At 59.1% G+C, this 17300-nt stretch carries 16 protein-coding genes; 5 read left to right on the top strand and 11 right to left on the bottom strand.

What is annotated here, in order from left to right:
- Window positions 1–16 precede the first annotated feature (16 nt).
- The 3 genes from QMK47_RS18770 to QMK47_RS18760 all read right to left on the bottom strand — a co-directional run bounded on the left by QMK47_RS18770 (window position 17) and on the right by QMK47_RS18760 (window position 2629).
- A complete protein-coding gene (locus QMK47_RS18770; protein WP_320389056.1) occupies window positions 17–853 on the bottom strand; it encodes an NAD-dependent epimerase/dehydratase family protein in 837 nt (278 codons plus the stop codon).
- A gap of 25 nt (window positions 854–878) precedes the next feature.
- Entirely contained in the window at window positions 879–1823 is a 945-nt protein-coding gene (locus tag QMK47_RS18765) for a glycosyltransferase family 2 protein (protein WP_320389054.1), read from the bottom strand.
- Between the two features lie 173 nt (window positions 1824–1996).
- The gene (locus QMK47_RS18760) at window positions 1997–2629 is read right to left on the bottom strand and encodes a TetR/AcrR family transcriptional regulator (RefSeq protein ID WP_253476280.1); all 633 of its coding nucleotides are present in this window, start codon (window positions 2627–2629) and stop codon (window positions 1997–1999) included.
- A 163-nt stretch (window positions 2630–2792) separates the two neighbouring features.
- Between QMK47_RS18760 and QMK47_RS18755 the strand changes: the two genes are divergently transcribed.
- Window positions 2793–3233: a hotdog fold domain-containing protein gene (locus QMK47_RS18755; RefSeq protein ID WP_214512802.1), complete on the top strand. Its 441-nt coding sequence runs from the start codon at window positions 2793–2795 to the stop codon at window positions 3231–3233.
- Window positions 3234–3313: 80 nt separating this feature from the next.
- Here the strand turns inward: QMK47_RS18755 and QMK47_RS18750 are convergent, their stop codons facing one another.
- The 5 genes from QMK47_RS18750 to choW form a co-directional block, all read right to left on the bottom strand.
- Window positions 3314–4450 (bottom strand): hybrid-cluster NAD(P)-dependent oxidoreductase, encoded by a 1137-nt coding sequence (locus QMK47_RS18750; RefSeq protein WP_320389052.1) that lies wholly within the window; start codon window positions 4448–4450, stop codon window positions 3314–3316.
- 9 nt (window positions 4451–4459) lie between these two features.
- A complete protein-coding gene (locus QMK47_RS18745; protein WP_320389051.1) occupies window positions 4460–5716 on the bottom strand; it encodes an aromatic ring-hydroxylating dioxygenase subunit alpha in 1257 nt (418 codons plus the stop codon).
- A 139-nt stretch (window positions 5717–5855) separates the two neighbouring features.
- Window positions 5856–6794, bottom strand: a complete 939-nt coding sequence (locus tag QMK47_RS18740) for a LysR substrate-binding domain-containing protein (RefSeq protein WP_320389049.1) — start codon at window positions 6792–6794, stop codon at window positions 5856–5858.
- Between the two features lie 29 nt (window positions 6795–6823).
- Entirely contained in the window at window positions 6824–8047 is a 1224-nt protein-coding gene (gene choV / locus QMK47_RS18735) for a choline ABC transporter ATP-binding protein (RefSeq protein ID WP_320389047.1), read from the bottom strand.
- A complete protein-coding gene (choW, locus tag QMK47_RS18730; RefSeq protein WP_320389046.1) occupies window positions 8044–8892 on the bottom strand; it encodes a choline ABC transporter permease subunit in 849 nt (282 codons plus the stop codon). Before choW ends, choV begins: the two co-directional genes overlap by 4 nt.
- A gap of 595 nt (window positions 8893–9487) precedes the next feature.
- Here choW and QMK47_RS18725 point away from each other — a divergent pair.
- Together QMK47_RS18725 and QMK47_RS18720 are read left to right on the top strand one after the other, a co-directional pair.
- Complete coding sequence (locus QMK47_RS18725; protein ID WP_320389044.1) at window positions 9488–10192, top strand: TetR/AcrR family transcriptional regulator; 705 nt, start codon at window positions 9488–9490, stop codon at window positions 10190–10192.
- Window positions 10182–10967, top strand: a complete 786-nt coding sequence (locus tag QMK47_RS18720; protein WP_320389043.1) for a pyrroline-5-carboxylate reductase family protein — start codon at window positions 10182–10184, stop codon at window positions 10965–10967. Before QMK47_RS18725 ends, QMK47_RS18720 begins: the two co-directional genes overlap by 11 nt.
- Before the next feature lie 485 nt (window positions 10968–11452).
- Here the strand turns inward: QMK47_RS18720 and QMK47_RS18715 are convergent, their stop codons facing one another.
- From QMK47_RS18715 to QMK47_RS18705, 3 genes are all read right to left on the bottom strand, one after another.
- Window positions 11453–11836, bottom strand: coding sequence for a VOC family protein (locus tag QMK47_RS18715; RefSeq protein WP_320389041.1), 384 nt, complete (start codon window positions 11834–11836; stop codon window positions 11453–11455).
- A 43-nt stretch (window positions 11837–11879) separates the two neighbouring features.
- On the bottom strand, window positions 11880–13004 hold the full coding sequence (locus QMK47_RS18710; RefSeq protein ID WP_320389040.1) for an S-(hydroxymethyl)glutathione dehydrogenase/class III alcohol dehydrogenase: 1125 nt from the start codon (window positions 13002–13004) through the stop codon (window positions 11880–11882).
- Window positions 13005–13207: 203 nt separating this feature from the next.
- Window positions 13208–15244, bottom strand: a complete 2037-nt coding sequence (locus QMK47_RS18705; RefSeq protein ID WP_320389039.1) for an NADH:flavin oxidoreductase — start codon at window positions 15242–15244, stop codon at window positions 13208–13210.
- A gap of 210 nt (window positions 15245–15454) precedes the next feature.
- Here QMK47_RS18705 and QMK47_RS18700 point away from each other — a divergent pair, with 210 nt between their 5' ends.
- Entirely contained in the window at window positions 15455–16204 is a 750-nt protein-coding gene (locus tag QMK47_RS18700) for an electron transfer flavoprotein subunit beta/FixA family protein (RefSeq protein WP_320389037.1), read from the top strand.
- A complete protein-coding gene (locus QMK47_RS18695; RefSeq protein WP_320389036.1) occupies window positions 16204–17139 on the top strand; it encodes an electron transfer flavoprotein subunit alpha/FixB family protein in 936 nt (311 codons plus the stop codon). Before QMK47_RS18700 ends, QMK47_RS18695 begins: the two co-directional genes overlap by 1 nt.
- The last annotated feature ends 161 nt before the right edge of the window (window positions 17140–17300 follow it).

The raw sequence follows: 17300 nt of genomic DNA, 5'->3' as shown, positions 1-17300 counted from the left end.
TTCACCAAAAACTATCTCAGCGCCCAGGCAAATCCTCACCCATCAGATGAAACGCCCGAGGAGCAAAACCAAGCCAGTCACTGGCGGGCGAATGGTCAAACACCAAGTCCTCGTTCATCCGCCCCACCAGCGCACTTGAAAGATGTCGATAACGCGGCAGACACCGCATGATCGAAACGCCCCGGCTTAACACCTGGGCAGGGAGGGGCAGCGTTCGCTCCGGACGCCCCATGGCCTGGAATATTCGCCTCACCATTGTGTGATACGGCAAGACTTCCCCCCCTGAGAGGTTATAGCCGCCACTGGGCAGGCCAGGCGTACTCATGGCGGACAGACACGCCTGGATCACGTCATCAGCATGCACCGGCTGGCGCAATCCGGTACCACCCCCGATAAGCGGGAAAAATCCGAAGCGTTGAATGAAACGGGCTATTTGCGAGATGTTCTTGTCGCGACCAAAGCCATAGATCATGGTCGGCCGCAGGATCACCCATTCGACTTGCCGTTCGATCGCCCACTGCTCGAGCTGTTCTTCTGCGCGTATCAAGCGTTGCGCCACGTCCCGTTCCCGAGCATCGGGCGATGCTTGCTTGGCAAAACGGCTTGTGGAGGACAGCACGACAACGCGTTTGACGTGGGTGCTGGCCAGGCGCTCCAGATAGTCGGGTAACACCCAGATAGGGGCAAAGGACAGGAAGGTGTCCAGCGTCAGCCCGTGCCAGTCGTCAGCATTTCGCCACGTCACACCGGGCCATGACACCGTGGGCAGGCTTCGAGTGAAGGCGCTCGTCGGGAGACCGGTTTGTGCCAGCAATGGCAGGGCGTGCTCGCCCAAGAGGCTGGAGCCGCCCAATATTCCTATCCGCAATTGAGGTCTCTTATCTTAGGCTCCATGCATGTTTAAACCGGGTAACTGCGTGGCGAAGGACCATCAGGCTGAATCGAAACCAGACCCCGATCACCACGCTGACCCATAGCACTGCGGGGTATTTGCGGCGAAAAAACTTGCGATAGAAACGCAGGATCCCCAGGTGTTTGTGCCATTCGACGAAATAGGGACGCTGGCGACTGCAGCCACCGAATACATGCATCACACGGGCATCTGGCACGAACAGTACGCGCCAGCCGGCCTGATGGAAGCGCATGCACCAGTCCAGGTCCTCGCAATGAAGGAAATAGTCTTCGTCCCACAACCCGACACTCTCGATCGCTTCGCGCTTGACCAGCATGCACGCCCCGGAGACGGCCTCAACGACAATGGGGACACTGGGTAACGGCTCCTTGTGCAATAAAAAGTCGGACAACAGTGATGGGAAAAGTGCTGAGAGCCGCGAAAGTCCGAAAGCCCGCATGAAGGCGCGTCTGGGCGTTGGAAATACCCGGCGCCCACCGGCTTGCTCGCTGCCGTCCGGGTTGCACAGGAACCCTCCGACCATGCCGATCTCCGGCGCGCTGCGCAGGGCCAGCAGCAAGTGGTCTATGGCATCGGCGGCCAGCACGGTGTCCGGGTTCAAGAAAAATAAATTGGGGGCCGCTGACAGGCGGGCACCTTGGTTGCAGGCCACGGCGAAGCCGAGGTTGGCGGTATTGCGTAGGATTTGAAGCGAGTCGCCGGCAGCGTGGGTTCGCTCCACCAGCATCAGGCTATCGTCGTGGGAATCGTTGTCCACCACGATCACGTTCGAAGCGCCGGCGGCAAACGCCGACCTTACACACGCCAACAAAAGTTCACCGGCATTGTAATTGACGATGATCACATCACACTCGCCACGTAGAGATGATGTGCTCCATTCATCAATAACGAGCAGTTCCACTGCTTCCAACTTCATCACTCCATTGCTCAAACCTGAATACGTATGGGATCGCAACTACTCAGGTCTGTATCCAAGATAGCAGGTCCGTGCCCTACGACCAGTTCCGGCTATCAGCCATGGACGACAGTACGTAACTGAGATTGGGAAGTTAGGCAGTGAGTCTGTTCGGATGGATCAGAACCTCAGGGCGAGGGGCTTGGGGGGATGCCAACGGCGCGCCAGGCGGCCTCGGCCAGTTGCTGCCGGTAGAGTTCAGGGCTGCGTTTGACTCGGGCCGAGAGCCAGGCGCGGCAATAGCTCTCCGCTGAACCGATGATCAGTGACGGGATCAGTTCAAAAGGCAGGTCCTGCAAATCCTGCTGGTGGGCAGGGTCGCTGAACCACTGCTTGAGCGCGGCGTTCCTGGCGGCATTCGCTTCGGCGAGCCGCTCGTTGAAGCTGCTGCGTGCGACCGCAAAGCGAGCCTGGTACTGGAACCGCGCCCAATCGGGTTGGCTGACCACCCAATCCACGTAGCTGAACACCAAGGCGTGGACCCATTCCCTGGTTGACGTGACAGCGCCGAGGTAGCTGTCCCTGAGCCGTGCCTGGTCATCCAGGGCGGTCATGTACAACGCCGCGACCAAGCCTTCCTTGTTATCGAAATGGTGATAGATCGCTCCCACGCTCATCTGGCTTTCGGCCCGGATGATGTCAATGGTGGTCGCTTCTATGCCCTGTTGATTAAACAACGCCAGGGCACATCGCAGGATGTGCCGCTTGGACTCGGCACGGCGCCCTGGGTAGCAACGCTCGAGGAGATCGACAGGTTCCATTTTTCGGCCCAGGCAAAAAGGGGCCATGGTAATTGAAACGACGACCAGGCACGAGCGATTGACAGGAGGGATATTTACAGAATATTGTTCTGTAACAGAGCAATATTCTGTAATGGAGTGATGTTCTGTCCGTGACTTCAATCCACCTGACCAGAGATCCCCCATGAGCCAGACTCTCAGCATGTACCAAAGCGTTGGCCCGTCCGCTTTCAGCAATATGGCCTGCCAGATGGCACCGTATTTCGGTACCATCAACCCGGAAATTTCTGTGTTGACCCCCGGCCGCGGTGAAGTGAAGGTGCCGTTTCGCAAGGAGATCACCAATCACCTGGCGTCCGTTCACGCGATCGCGCTGTGCAACGCGGCAGAGTTGGCGGGCGGCATGATGACCGAGGTGTCCATTCCCGGCGGCGCGCGCTGGATTCCCAAAGGCATGACCGTCGAATACCTGGCCAAGGCCAAGAGCTCCATCCATGCGATTGCCGACGGTAGCGAAATCGACTGGCAGACTTCGGGCGACAAGATTGTCCCGGTCGAGATCTTCGACGAGGCTGGGGTGAAGGTCTTCACGGCGCGCATCACCATGAATGTGAAAGTCGGCTAGGTCGCCTGGCGCAAGCGTCGACCGTATCTGCCAGAGGCGCCATCAGTCACTGGCGCAAGCGGTTGACGCTTGAGGCAAGGCTAAAGATCAAGGACCAGGTCAGAGGTGGGCTTGCTGCAGCACAGCAGACGCAGGCCTTTGTCGATTTCCCGTTGCCTGATACCGCCGTTGTGATTCATCTCGACCGTACCCTGTAGCAGGGCGGTCTTGCAGGTGCCACAAACGCCTTGGCTGCAGGAGGAGGGCACGATGGCGCCGGCTTTCTTTGCGGCGGCCAGCACGGTCTGGTTGCCCGGCATGCTGAATGTCTTTCCTGAACGCGACAGGGTCACTGTGAACACGTCCTGCTGATTGGGCGTAGCGGCCTGCTCGAGCAACGGTTCTTCATTCAGTGCGGTGATGTCGAAGCTTTCCTGATGGTAGTGGGCGAAATCGAACGCCGCTTCCCTGAGCAGCGACTTGACCGCTTCCATGTAGCCCTGGGGACCGCAGGTAAAGATTTCCCGTTCCTTGTAGTCCGGCACTTGCTGGCTCAGCAACGGCAAATCGAGCCGGCCTATCGGTTGCTGCCATTGAGCGGTGTCGCCAAGTCCTTCGCACACACTGATGAGCCGCAGTCCCGGCATGGCGGCCTGCATGCGCGTCAATTCCGCATGGAAGATGATGTCGGTGGGCGTGCGGGCACTGTGTACAAAAACAATGTCGAGGTTGCCGGCCATGTCGCAGGCGGCCCGGGTCATCGACATCAGGGGCGTTACACCCGAGCCGGCCGACAGGTACAACAACTTGCTTGCAGGATGACCGACCGGTGTAAAGCTGCCCGCCGGACCGGACGCCTTCAGGTTGTCGCCGGGCTTGAGATGGTCATGCAGCCAGTTAGATACCGCGCCTCCCGGTACGCGCTTGACGGTAATGGAAAACGCAAAGGGCCGGGTCGGGGAGGACGACAGGGTGTAGCAACGGAAGAGGGTCTGCCCGCCAATGACCGGTGAGATCGTGATGAATTGACCGGGTTCGAAACTCAGTGCGCTGAAGTCCGCACAGCGAAAAATGAAGGTTCTTACGTCATGGGTTTCCTGACGTACGGCGCAGCATTGCAGGGTTTTCTGTTCACCGCTGTGCCATTGCGAGCCGAACGTGCTCCAGGTGGTCGGGTCGGTAAAGCGCTGGACCGCGCTGGTGTTTCCAGGGCACGGCAGGTTTTCGTAAGTCGTCATGTTCATTCCTCACACGCCGTGGGCGGCCAGACGCGCCGCGTACCAGCGCGAGAACTGGTCGACATAGGTTTCGGTAAAGGCCGAGAACGGCCCGGGCGTGTAGGCGGGATCCTGGGTGCCGCTGTGGGTGATGCCGACGAGGCTGGCGTCCTGCAGGTTGGTCGCCGCCCAGACTTCGGTCAGTTTATCCACCTGGTAGTCGACGCCTTCGACGGCATCGGCATGGACCAGCCATTTGGTGCGCACCAGGGTTTTATCGGGCGCCAGCGGGATGATGTAGGAGACCACGGCATGGTCGCTCATGATGTGGGTCCAGGAGTTGTGCGTCCAAAGATGCACGTCGCCCAAGTCGCGGCGGGTGAGGTCGCCAAACAGCCGGGTGCACGCCACGCGGGTGTCCAGGGTCTGGGATTCGCCATTGCCGGCAATGGCCAGTCGCTGCGAGCGGAATTGGGTCACGGCATCTTCACCCAGGTGTTCGATGGCATCGCAGATATAGCCTTCGCGCTCCCAGTTGGCCTTGGTGTCGGCATTGCGGCGGTGATATTCGGCCAGTGCCTGAAGTGAATCCTCGCCCAGCCCATCGGTGCAGAAACCGAAATCTTCGGGCAGGAAAGAAGCGGTCAATTCCGGGTGCGTGGCGGCGCAGTGATAACACTCGCGGTTATTCTCGATCACCAGTTTCCAATTGCCGTTCTCGATGATCTCCGATTCGTAGGCGATCTTTGAGTGGGCGATGTCGTATTGGGCGAAACGCGGCGTCATGACCTGGTCAAGGTACAGGATGTCTTCTGGTGGTTCGTCGCCCAGGCAGACAAAGACATGGGTGCCGATCACCCGGGTGTGCACAGGGATCAGGCTTTTGCATTTAGGGTCGAAGTCCTTGCCCATGTGTGCCGCGTGTTTCAGGCTGCCATCCAGGTCGTAGCTCCACTGGTGGTAGGGGCAGACCAGCATGCCCACCGTCGACTTGCCGGCCTGTTTCAGGCGAGCCCCGCGGTGCCGGCAGACATTGCGAAATGCCTGCACATGCTCGTCATCGTCGCGCACCAGGAGGATGGATGATTTGCCGATATCAAGGGTGGAGACATCACCGGGTTCGGGGACGTCGCTGGTGACACCCACCAGAATCCAATGCTGGGTGAAGAAGACATCGACGTCGGTTTCAAAAATATCCTGGCGACCAAACAAACCGCCTGGCATGCCATGGCCGGGCGTGCGGTCGGCCAGGAGTTCACGATGGGTCTTCACGGTATTAATTGTCATTATGGGTCTCGCTCAAACGCAAAGTTGATCAGGCGGCGAGTACAGTTTGGAAAGGTGGGATAAGACCGTCAACGCGCTTTATTTTCACGCTCGCATAACTTTGCGTTATGCGTGAAGTTTGACTTTAAATTTTTAATTATCAGTTGGTTATATAACTGTCATCGCGCAACCAATCGACCAGTGCCTGGGTCAGGGGCTCAAGTTTCCGACCGCTCGGAATGACCAGGTAATAAGCGTCTTTTGGCTTGACCACGTAGGGCGTGATTCTGATCAGTTCACCGCTGTTGAGCCGGTGCGCGATCAGCCGACTCCAGCCCAGTGCAATGCCGTGGCCCTGGATAGCCGCCTCGATCGCATCGTTGTAGGAACTGCAGCGAAATGAATAGTTGAGCTTGGGGCGCGTATCGCCGAGTTCCCGGCACCAACGGTTCCAGGTCATCCAGCCTTCCAGGGTGGAATCGGAGTCAATCAGCGCCGTGTCCAAAAAATCGGCAACGGATGAAGGGGCCGCGTTGGCGGCCAGCCAGGCCGGCGAGCAAACGGGAAACACTTCTTCATCGAACAGGAAAACCGAACTTCCATCCTCCCATTTCCCGTTGCCGAAACGGATGGCCAGGTCGACGTCATCCCGGTATGAACTGGGCGAAACCTGTTGCGTCAGCAAGCGCAACTTCAGCTTCGGTTGCAGGGTGCGCAGTGCAATCAACCGGGGGAGTATTCTCGAGTGGGAAAACGCTTCCGTGCAGGCGATGGTGATCTCTTGTTCACCAATGCCCTCGGCAATTTTGTCGAAGACACTGGCCATGCGATGAATGGACTCTGCGACGACCAGATGCAGGACATAGCCTTCGTGAGTCAGCTTGATCGACCGATGAAGTCGATGAAACAGCTTGGTCCCCAGGGTATCTTCCAACAACCGGATCTGTTTGCTGACGGCGGCCTGGGTCACGCCCAGCTCTTGGGCGGCCAGGGTGAAACTGGCCAAGCGTGCTACGGCTTCGAATTCCAGCAGCGCTGTCATCGACGGTATCAACCGCCGATAGCCCTTGACCTTTTTATCGATATCTTTGGGTTGCATAGGTGTGTTCCAACGCCGTGCCTGGTAACTCACGCCACCGAAGATTCTCTTGCGGGTTCAGCAGGCACGGGGTGGGACAGGTTGTGCCCCAATAGTGCCCGATACAGTTCACCGTCGCCCAAGATGCCCAGGACGGTATCGGCCTCATCCCGCACGATCAAGGGATGGCCCGTTTCGTAGCGAATCTGCAGGGCGTCGCGCATGGTGGTCGCCGCCGGCACGCAAGTGGGCTGTCGAGCCAGGGTCTCGATTTGCTGGGTCGGATTCCATGGTTGGACGTGAGCCGCCGTGGCGCCTTTTCGAAGGCTGGTCAAATGACGCTGCGGGTTCACCACCATCCACAGGTTCTGAGCTGTATCCAGGCAATATTCGTCGCGGACGAAAACGCACTGGTCCAGCGGGGTCATCAAACTTTTCGCACACAGCACATTCAACGGGTTGGTGTGGGCGACGAAGTTACGCACGTAGTCGTCGGCCGGGTTCAGCACGATCTCTTCGGGTTTGCTGTACTGGATGATCTTGCCGTCTTTCATGATGGCGATGCGCGTGCCCAGCTTCAGGGCTTCGTCCAGGTCATGGCTGACGAACACGATGGTCTTGTGCAATTTGCGCTGCAGATCGAGCAACTCATCTTGCAGACCCTGGCGGATCAGCGGGTCGAGGGCTGAGAAAGGTTCGTCCATCAGCAGGATGTCGGCGTCCATCGCCAGGGCACGGGCCAGGCCGACCCGTTGCTGCATGCCACCGGACAACTCGTCGGGCTTCTTGTTGCGCCACTGGGTCAGCCCCACCAGCTCCAGCTTCTCATCCACCAGCTTGCGGAGTTCTTTCTCAGGGCGGCCCTGCATTTCCAGGCCGAAGCTGATGTTCTCGCGTACTGTCAGCCAAGGCATCAGGGCGAACTTCTGGAACACCATGGCGATGCGCTGGGTGCGCATCATCTTCAGTTCGGCGGGGGTGCAGGCGGCGACGTCGATCTGCCGGCCTTCGTGTTCGACGAACAGCTTGCCGCGGCTGACGGTGTTCAAGCCATTGATGCAGCGCAACAGGCTGGATTTGCCGGAGCCGGACAGGCCCATGAGCACACAGATCTCGCCTTTGTTGATCTCCAGGTTGGCTTTCTCCACGCCTACGATCAAACCGGTTTTCTGAAGAATCTCCGGGCGGGAAAAACCTTTGTCGAGTAGATCCAGGGCGGGCTTCGGACGGGTAGAGAAGATGACGTCAACGTCTTCAAAACGGATGATGCTCATACGTCACCTCTTTTCACGGCTTCACGTTGTTTGCAGATTCGGTCGAGGATGATGGCCAGCAGCACGATCGCCAGGCCGGCTTCAAAACCCATTGAGATATCGGCGGTGTTCAAGGCGTTGACCACTGGTTTGCCAAGCCCGTCGGCGCCCACCAGTGCGGCGATCACCACCATCGACAACGACAGCATGATGCACTGGGTGATACCGGCGGCGATGCTCGGCATCGCATGGGGCAGTTCGATACGTGACAGGAGTTGGTGGCGGGAGCAGCCGAAGGCTTTGCCGGCGTCCATCAGTTCGTCCGGTACGTCGCGGATGCCCAGGTAGGTGAGGCGGATGGGCGCGGCAATCGCGAACACCACCGTGGAGATCAGGCCTGGGACCACACCCAGCCCGAATAGGGTCAGGGTAGGAATGAGGTAAACGAAGGTCGGCACGGTCTGCATCAGATCGAGCACCGGACGCATCAGGGTGTAGAACATCGGCTTGTGCGCGGCAACAATACCCAGCGGCACGCCGATGATCACGCACACGAGTGTGGCGAACGTCACTTGGGCCAGGGTCTCCATGGTTTCCTGCCAGTAGCCCAGGTTGAGGATCAACAGGAATGAGACGGCGACGAAGAGCGTCAGGCTGACCTTGCGTTGGATGTAATAAGCCAGGAGCGCAAATATCGCGATTAAAGCCAGGGGGTTGAACCAGAGGAGGGCCTGAGTGAAAGCTGTGATGGTCCCGGACAACGCCAGCGATATAGCGTCAAATACGTCTGCGCCATGCTGCGTCAACCAATCGACATACCGGGCAATGATTTCGCCCAGGGGAAGTTTCTCTTGTGTAATCCACATATCACTAATCCGGCTGATGGAAGAAAGACTGGCGAACGCAACCACCTGGGCACAGGACTGTACGGCTGATCCAATCGCACGGCGGGCTTGGAGTTCTGTTATCGCTTGGCGATGCAAATTACCTGGCGGGCGCTAGGTTCTGTCCTGGCTGGAGCATCTATGACCTCGCTTCAAATGGTTGATATCTGTGGGCCAAGGGTTCGGGCAGCACAGAGCGCCTGCGCGATGAACTCGTCTTGGCAGTTATCTAAATTTGGGCAGTGGATGACAGCTGAACGGTATGACAAAGGCAGTCGTTCCGGCATTCTTTGGCCGGATGTCGAAGTTCTTTCAGAGGTGTGCAGCAAAAAATCATAATGGCGGCTCGTTGTTGTTGTTTTAGAGTCCTTGCCTCTCGGAGAGATCAATCAGGCGCGTCTCACGGACATGTTGTTTCATGCCTGAGTCCGGCTTGTTCGATTGGAACGATGGTCAGCTCTCCATGACGTTGGACTTTAAGTGCTCTAGACGATCAAGTCAACAAAATGTACTCAGGTGTACATTAAAGAATCATCAGAGTACATTTCAATCACGTATTTGAAGAAGGAGGCGCACGATGCCCCAGGTAGGGAAGGCACGTAGTAAGGCCCAGGACGCAGGCTGGCGGGGCTCGCCGGAGGGCTGGCTGGAAGCGGCCTACGAGGCCCTGAAGGAATCGGGCATCGATGCTGTTCGAGTCATGCCGCTGGCCAAGCGCCTGGGCTTGTCACGCACCAGCTTCTACTGGTTCTTCGAAGATCGCGAGCAACTGCTGGCGGCGTTGCTGTCTCGTTGGCGAGAAACCAATACAGGGGGCTTGATCCGGCAAAGTGAAAGCTATGCCGAAAGCATCTCCGAGGCGATCCTGAATGTGTTCGAGTGCTGGCTCAACCCACAATTGTTCGACTCGCAGTTCGAGTTTGCCGTGCGCAGCTGGGCGTTGCAGTCCGCTGAAGTGGCCCAAGAGGTCGCTGCGGTAGACGAGCAGCGGATGAACGCCCTGGCGAACATGTTCAAGCGCTTTGGTTATGACAGCCAGGGAGCTGATACCCGGGCCCGAACGATTTATCTGACTCAAATCGGCTATATCACCATGAATACGAGTGAGCTGATCACCGTGCGTTTCCAGCGCATTCCTCATTACGTGAGCATCTTCACCGGCAAAGTCCCCAAGCAGCGTGAGCTGGACCGTTTCTATGGGAAGTTCGGCTATGCCGAAAAAGAGCCCGGGGTGTTTGTTCCGTTGACAGACACGTTCGAAGGCAGCAGCGATGATCAATGAGATCGTGGGGATCATTGGCGGAACCGGCTGGCTGGGCGGCGCGATTGCCAAGGCCGTCCTGGCAAAGGGACTGGTGCCGGCGGGAAACCTGATCATTTCCAATCGTTCGGGAAACCACCCGTTGGTCCAACAAGGTGCCAGCCTGGTCACGGACAACCAGGACCTGGTGGATCGCAGCGCCGTCGTGATCATCGCGGTTCGCCCCGAGCAGTTCGCCAGCTTGAACATCAATGCGACGGGCAAAACCGTGATCTCCTTGATGGCCGGCATCACGGCACAGGCAATTGCTACACAGACCCTGGCTGCGGCAGTCGTACGGGCGATGCCCAATGCGGCGGTGGAAATCGAGCAGTCCTTTACGCCCTGGTATTGTTCGGGCGGGGTAGAGGCGACGACGAAAATCCTGGTGCAGCGCTTGTTTGAAGGTGTGGGCACCGCTGCTGAAGTCCAGGAAGAAGACTTCATCGATTACCTCTCGGCACTCTCAGGTACTGGCCCGGCCTTTGCGGCCTTGTTGATGACGGCGCTGGTCAATCAGGCGATGCTGGCCGGTATACCTGGCGATATCGCCCAGCTTGCGGCGAAAAATGTCGTGGTCAACAGCAGCCAGTTGCTGGCCAACCGTGATGCCCAGCAGATGATCGACGCCTTGGTGGCCTACCGCGGTGTAACGGCCGCCGCCTTGCAGGCAATGACCCAGGGGCATTTCGAAGAGCAGATTGGAAGGGCGTTGCAAGCAGGTGCCGCGGTGGCCCGCAAGGGGCTTCAAGCCTGATAAAACGATCGGGGTCGGGTAACGGCCACCACCGCATCGCGAGCAAGCTCGCTCCCATAGGAAAAACGCGATCCCACCAAGAACCAGGTCGGCTGTTAGGCCGCCTCGCGGTGGACGTTGATCTCGGCCGCCCCGTTAACCACGCTGGCTGAATGAAGGTATTGCGCAGTGGGCAACCCGGCATGGATGCCGGGTTAGCCGCGCTGGGCCATGGATGGCCCTTCGCGGCGGCCCACGGAGCAATGCCTTCGTTCAGGCACACCGAGCCTAGGCGAGGTGCCGAGTGGTGGGGCAAAAGCGTTTTGCTTACTTTTGACTGGGCCGGCTCCCGGGCTCTTCAAAAGTGAGCCGCTGTAAGAGCGGAACCGCCAGCCGCCGTTACCGCAGCAACGGATATTCACCCCCACCCCCCAGATAAAAAAATCAAAAAAACGGCACTCCTCCAAAAACGAAAGGCGCCGTTTTCCTCAAGCCAACCTCAAATCCTATTCAGCCTTGAAGCAATACACCGCCAGCTTGTTCCCATCCAGATCCCGAGCATAAGCCGCATAGGCATTGTCCGCCCAGCCACGCGGCCCAGGCAGGCCTTCACATACGCCACCGTTCGCCAAGGCAGCCGTATGGAACGCCAGAACCGCAGCACGGTTCGGTGCCTCGAAGCTCACCGTAACACCGTTACCAATGGTCGCCGCACTGCCATTGGCCGGGTTGAGTACAAAGAACGAAGGCTTATCGACACCCCAGATGGAACCGGCCTCGTTGAGATCGGCAACACGCTTGAGGCCGATCTCCTTCAAGGTGGCATCATAAAACGCACGTGCTTTTGCCAGGTTGTTGGTGCCGACGGTGACATGGGTAAAAACAGACATCTTGGTTTCCTTTCTATGGGGTAGTTGGACGATCGACCGACACTCAGAAATGAATGACGGTGCGAATGCTTTGCCCGCTGTGCATCAACTCGAAGGCGTCGTTGATCTTGTCCAGGGGCATGTTGTGGGTGATGAAGGTTTCCAGCGGGATTTCCCCACGAGCGGCCTTCTCCACATAACTGGGAAGTTCGGTGCGGCCCTTCACGCCGCCGAAGGCGCTGCCGCGCCATACGCGACCGGTGACGAGCTGGAACGGGCGGGTGCTGATTTCCTGGCCGGCACCGGCCACACCGATGATGATCGACTCGCCCCAACCCTTGTGGCAGCACTCCAGCGCTGCGCGCATCAGTTGCACATTGCCGACGCATTCGAAGGAGTAATCCACACCACCGTCGGTGAGTTCGACGATGACGTCCTGGATGGGGCGGTCATCGTCCTTGGGGTTGATGAAGTCCGTCGCGCCCAATGACAGGGCAACGTCGCGCTTGGCTGGGTTGATGTCGATGGCCAGGATGCGTCCGGCATTGGCCATTTTTGCGCCGATGATCGCGGCCAGGCCGATACCGCCCAGGCCGAAGATCGCCACGCTGGCACCCGCTTCGACTTTTGCCGTGTTGAGTACCGCGCCAATCCCCGTGGTCACCCCGCAGCCGAGCAGGCAAACCTGATCCAGCGGCGCATCTTTTGAAATCTTCGCCAGGGAAATTTCCGGCAGCACCGTGTATTCGGAAAAAGTCGAGCAGCCCATGTAATGGAACAGCGGCTGACCTTCATAGGAAAACCGCGAGGTACCGTCGGGCATCAAGCCTTTGCCCTGGGTGGCTCTGACAGCCTGGCAGAGGTTGGTCTTGCCCGAGAGGCAGAATTTGCATTGCCGGCATTCCGCCGTATAGAGCGGGATCACGTGGTCGCCGACTTGCAGCGACGTTACGCCTTCGCCGATGGATTCGACGATACCGCCACCTTCATGCCCCAGCACCGTGGGGAAAATGCCTTCGGGATCGCTGCCCGAAAGGGTGAAAGCGTCGGTATGGCAAACGCCAGTGGCGATGATGCGAACCCGGACTTCACCGGCCTTGGGCGGCGCCACATCGATGGTGACCAACCGCAACGGTTCATTGGGCGCGAATGCGACCGCAGCCCTTGATTTCAAGGTCTGTGCTGACATGGAAGAGCCTCGTGTTAATTGCAATGCTGTTACTTGAGAGAGCGATAAACCCGTGGCGAGGGAGCTTGCTCCCGCTGGGCTGCGCAGCAGCCCCATTCTGTGAGTGCTTCGCACTCAAGCGGGAGCAAGCTCCCTCGCCACAGGTTCATCGAACGCCTTAAATGCAACATCAGTCCCTGACCCTTACGATCAGGGGCATGACTTCAGATGTCCTTGACCAGCCGCAGCGCATCGTAGATGGCCGCGTGGGTATTGCGTGCCGACACCGCGTCGCCGATCCGGAACAACTGGAAACGGCCCTGCGGGTTGGTCACGATATTCTGGGTTTTCCCGGCGATCAGGTCGTGCTGTTCCACTGCGCCGTTATTGCTCGAATGCGGGCGCAGTTCGAAGTACAAATCGTCCAGGGGCAGGGTGCCGTGGTTGACCACCACCTGATCGACCACACGCTGCTTGTGCACCTGGCCGTAATCGCTGCCGAAGTTGGCCACCAACTGACCATCGCGTTTCTCCACGGAATCGACCCGATAGGTGACCGTGAAGGTGACGTTCAGGTCTTGAAGGCTGCGCATGTAAGGCACCAGGTTCATCGCCATCACCTCCGGCGCAAACGACCGGTCCGGCGTGACGATCTCCAGTTTCGCACCGCTGTTGGCGATGACCTCGGCCGCTTGTAGCGCCGCGTGGTCGCCGGCGTCGTCGAAGATCAGCACGTTCTGGCCGGGCTTTACGTCGCCGGAAATGATGTCCCAGGTCGACACCACCAGTTCATTGCCGTGCTTGAGTACCTCGGTATGGGGCAAGCCGCCGGTGGCGACGATCACCACGTCCGGCGCTTCGGCCATGACGGTCTCGGCTTCGGCCCAGGTGTTGAACTGGAACTTCACCCCCAGCCGTTCGCATTGCGCCATGCGCCAGTCGATGATGCTGATCATTTCGCGGCGACGCTCGCTCTGGGCAGTCAAGCGGATCTGCCCACCGGGCTGATCCGCCACCTCGAACACCGTGACGTCGTGGCCACGTTCGCCGGCCACCCGTGCCGCCTCCAGGCCCGCCGGGCCGGTGCCGATCACCACCACCTTGCGCTTGACCGACGCCTTGGGGATTTCGTGGGGCATGGTGGTTTCGCGGCCAGTGGCGGCGTTGTGGATGCAATACGCCGCGCCGCCCTGATAGATGCGGTCCAGGCAGTAGTTGGCGCCGACGCAGGGACGGATTTCTTCTTCACGCTTCTCGATGATCTTGCGCACGATGTGCGGGTCGGTCATGTGCGCCCGGGTCATGCCGATCATGTCCACCTTGCCGGAGGCGATGGCGTGTCGCGCCGTGGCGACGTCCGGGATCTTGGCCGCATGGAACGTCGGGAAACCGGTGGCCGAACGAATCTCGCCGGCAAAATCCAGGTGCGGTGAGTTGCGCATGCCCTGGATCGGAATCACGTCGGTGAGGCCGGCATCGGTATCGATGTGCCCGCGAACGACGTTGAGGAAGTCCACCAGCCCACTGTCCTTGAGCATGTGGGAAATCTGCAGGCCGTCGCTGGCACCGAAGCCGCCGGGCAGGTCTTCATCGCCGGTGTAGCGCACCCCGAGCAGGAAATCCTCGCCACAACGCAGGCGAATGCCGCGTAACACATCAAAAGTGAAGCGCATCCGGTTTTCCAGCGAACCACCGTAGGGCCCGTCGAGATCGTTGGTCAGTGGCGACCAGAACTGATCCATGAGGTGCCCGTAGGCCTGCAGTTCCAAGCCATCAAGACCGGCGGCCTTCATGCGTTCGGCGGCGTCGACGTAATCCTTGATGATCCGGTCGATGTCCCATTCTTCCATCTTTTTCGGGAAGGCCCGGTGGGACGCTTCGCGGCGATGGGACGGCGAGACGACCGGGAGCCAGTCGGCCTTGTCCCAGCGTGTGCGCCGTCCCAGGTGGGTCAGCTGGATCATCACCGCCGCGCCGTGTTCGTGGCATTCGTCAGTCAGGTCCTTCATCCATTTGACCACTTCGTCCTTGTACGCCAGCACGTTGTTGAACACCGGCGGGCTGTCCCGGGAAACGGCGGCGGAGCCCGCCGTCATGGTCAGCGCCACGCCGGCCTTGGCGCGTTCAACGTGGTAGGCGCGGTACAGATCCTTCGGCATGCCGTCGACAGGATAAGCCGGCTCATGGGAGGTGGTCATGATCCGGTTCTTGAGGGTCAGGTGTTTGATCTTATAGGGCTGCAGCAGAGGATCGCTGGACATGGTGTTGCGCTCCGGGAACAGAACATCAGGCTTGGTTTGACATAACGGTATGTCGAATGTTCATGTGTGTCAACGATTGAGACACTGGTGTACATTTTTCTTGCGTGGCGGAAAAACCAGGATTACCATCCAGTCGAAACAGGGGTGGTCCGGCTCGTGCGGCCGGCCATCGCGCATCGATCCAAAGTGCAAGGGGCTGTGCGAAGAACCATGAAAGTACTCGTTGCGGTAAAGCGCGCCATCGACCCGAATGTGAAAGTCCGGGTGAAAGCCGACGGTTCAGACGTTGAGCTCAATGGCGTGAAGATGGCCTTGAATCCGTTCTGCGAAATCGCGGTGGAAGAGGCGATTCGCCTCAAGGAGAAAGGGCTGGCATCCGAAGTGGTGGTGGTCTCGGTGGGCACTTCGGCCGCCCAGGAGCAACTGCGCACGGCATTGGCACTCGGTGCGGACCGGGCGCTGCTGGTCGAGGCGAGTGCGCTACTCGAGCCGCTCAACGTCGCCAAGTACCTGAGCAGAGTGATCGATCAGGAAAAGCCGCAACTGATCCTGTTCGGCAAACAGGCGATCGACCAGGAGAACAACCAGGTCGGGCAAATGGTTGCGCAGCTGATTGGCAGCGGTCAGGCCACTTACGCCTCGGCAATCAATCACGTCGACGGGCAATGGGTCGTCGAGCGTGAGGTCGACGGTGGCAGCCAGATGCTCGCCCTCGCCATGCCGGCCGTGGTGACGTGTGACTTGCGCCTGAATCAACCGCGCTATGCCTCGTTGCCGAACATCATGAAAGCCAAGAAAAAACCGCTTGAAATCATTGCCGCTGACACCTTGGGCGCGAGCGTGAAGGAACACGCTCGATTATTAGGGGTGGTCCCGCCTGCGGTGCGCAAAGCGGGCATCAACGTCGGTTCGGTGGCCGAGCTGGTGGATAAATTGAAGAACGTTGCGGGGGTGATTTGATGCGCACATTGGTGATCGCCGAGCACAGTGCAGGTGAGCTGACGGCAGGTACGTGGAGTGCCGTGACCGCTGCCATGGCGCTGGGTGCCGAGACGGATTTGCTGGTGATGGGCGGGACGGACGCATCGGCAGTGGCGCAACAAGCGGCGCTGGCCCAGGGCCTGGACCGGGTGCTGCTCGCACAAGGTGCGATGTTCGAAAACGCCCTGGCTGAAAATGCCCAACCGCTGATCACTTCACTGGTGGCCGAGGGGTATACGCACGTCGTTGCCGACGCCAGCAGCATGGGTCGCAATCTGTTGCCACGGGTCGCGGCCAGCCTGGATGTCGGCATGCTCTCCGACGTCACCCAGATTGTCTCGGCGGACACCTTCCAGCGTCCCATTTATGCCGGCAATGCCATCGCCACGGTGCAGTCCCTTGACCCGTTCAAGTTGCTGACCGTTCGTGCCTCGGCGTTCACCCAGGCCTTGTCCCATGAACATCGTTGCGAAGTGGTGGCGGTGGAGGGCGGGCAAAGCGCAAGCAACGTGCGTTTCGTGAGCGAACAACTGACGGCCAGCGAAAGGCCCGATCTGTCCAGCGCCCGCGTCGTCGTGTCCGGTGGCCGTGGGATGCAGAGCAAAGAAAATTTCGCCCTGATCGAGCGCGTTGCGGACAAGCTGGGCGGTGCCGTAGGGGCCTCGCGTGCCGCAGTGGATTCGGGTTTTGCCCCCAATGATTTGCAGGTCGGGCAGACGGGGAAAATCGTCGCGCCAGAGCTTTACATCGCCGCGGGTATCAGCGGCGCCATTCAACATCTGGCGGGCATGAGCGGCTCAAAGGTCATTGTTGCGATCAACCAGGACGCCGAGGCGCCGATTGCCCAGGTGGCGGATTACATGTGGGTGGCGGATTTGTTCGAAGCATTACCGGCACTTGAAAAAGCATTGTGAGTGTTTGCATTCATAAGTTCCGCCAAAGGGCGGAGGAGGGCCGAACCACCGGAATACATGAAGGGTTTTCCCATAACTAGAATTTATCCATGCACAACATAAGATCCCTCGAGGGTGTAATGGCTCTGCTTTGATGAGGGAACGTTAATTCTTCTGCTGCC

This window comes from Pseudomonas sp. P9_35 (assembly GCF_034008205.1).
Classification (GTDB): Bacteria; Pseudomonadota; Gammaproteobacteria; order Pseudomonadales; family Pseudomonadaceae; genus Aquipseudomonas; species Aquipseudomonas kilonensis.
The sequence above is the reverse complement of the archived record's forward strand: the minus strand, read 5'-3'. Positions and strand labels throughout refer to the sequence as shown.

Bases quoted from the DNA above. Each gene is read 5' to 3' on its own strand.
- QMK47_RS18720 (WP_320389043.1), top strand. From the start codon at position 10,182: ATGATCAATGAGATCGTGGGGATCATTGGCGGAACCGGCTGGCTGGGC.
- QMK47_RS18740 (WP_320389049.1), bottom strand. From the start codon at position 6,794: ATGCAACCCAAAGATATCGATAAAAAGGTCAAGGGCTATCGGCGGTTG.
- QMK47_RS18715 (WP_320389041.1), bottom strand. From the start codon at position 11,836: ATGTCTGTTTTTACCCATGTCACCGTCGGCACCAACAACCTGGCAAAA.
- QMK47_RS18745 (WP_320389051.1), bottom strand. From the start codon at position 5,716: ATGACAATTAATACCGTGAAGACCCATCGTGAACTCCTGGCCGACCGC.
- QMK47_RS18725 (WP_320389044.1), top strand. From the start codon at position 9,488: ATGCCCCAGGTAGGGAAGGCACGTAGTAAGGCCCAGGACGCAGGCTGG.
- QMK47_RS18750 (WP_320389052.1), bottom strand. From the start codon at position 4,450: ATGACGACTTACGAAAACCTGCCGTGCCCTGGAAACACCAGCGCGGTC.
- choW (WP_320389046.1), bottom strand. From the start codon at position 8,892: ATGTGGATTACACAAGAGAAACTTCCCCTGGGCGAAATCATTGCCCGG.
- QMK47_RS18760 (WP_253476280.1), bottom strand. From the start codon at position 2,629: ATGGAACCTGTCGATCTCCTCGAGCGTTGCTACCCAGGGCGCCGTGCC.
- QMK47_RS18710 (WP_320389040.1), bottom strand. From the start codon at position 13,004: ATGTCAGCACAGACCTTGAAATCAAGGGCTGCGGTCGCATTCGCGCCC.
- choV (WP_320389047.1), bottom strand. From the start codon at position 8,047: ATGAGCATCATCCGTTTTGAAGACGTTGACGTCATCTTCTCTACCCGT.
- QMK47_RS18705 (WP_320389039.1), bottom strand. From the start codon at position 15,244: ATGTCCAGCGATCCTCTGCTGCAGCCCTATAAGATCAAACACCTGACC.
- QMK47_RS18755 (WP_214512802.1), top strand. From the start codon at position 2,793: ATGAGCCAGACTCTCAGCATGTACCAAAGCGTTGGCCCGTCCGCTTTC.
- QMK47_RS18695 (WP_320389036.1), top strand. From the start codon at position 16,204: ATGCGCACATTGGTGATCGCCGAGCACAGTGCAGGTGAGCTGACGGCA.
- QMK47_RS18700 (WP_320389037.1), top strand. From the start codon at position 15,455: ATGAAAGTACTCGTTGCGGTAAAGCGCGCCATCGACCCGAATGTGAAA.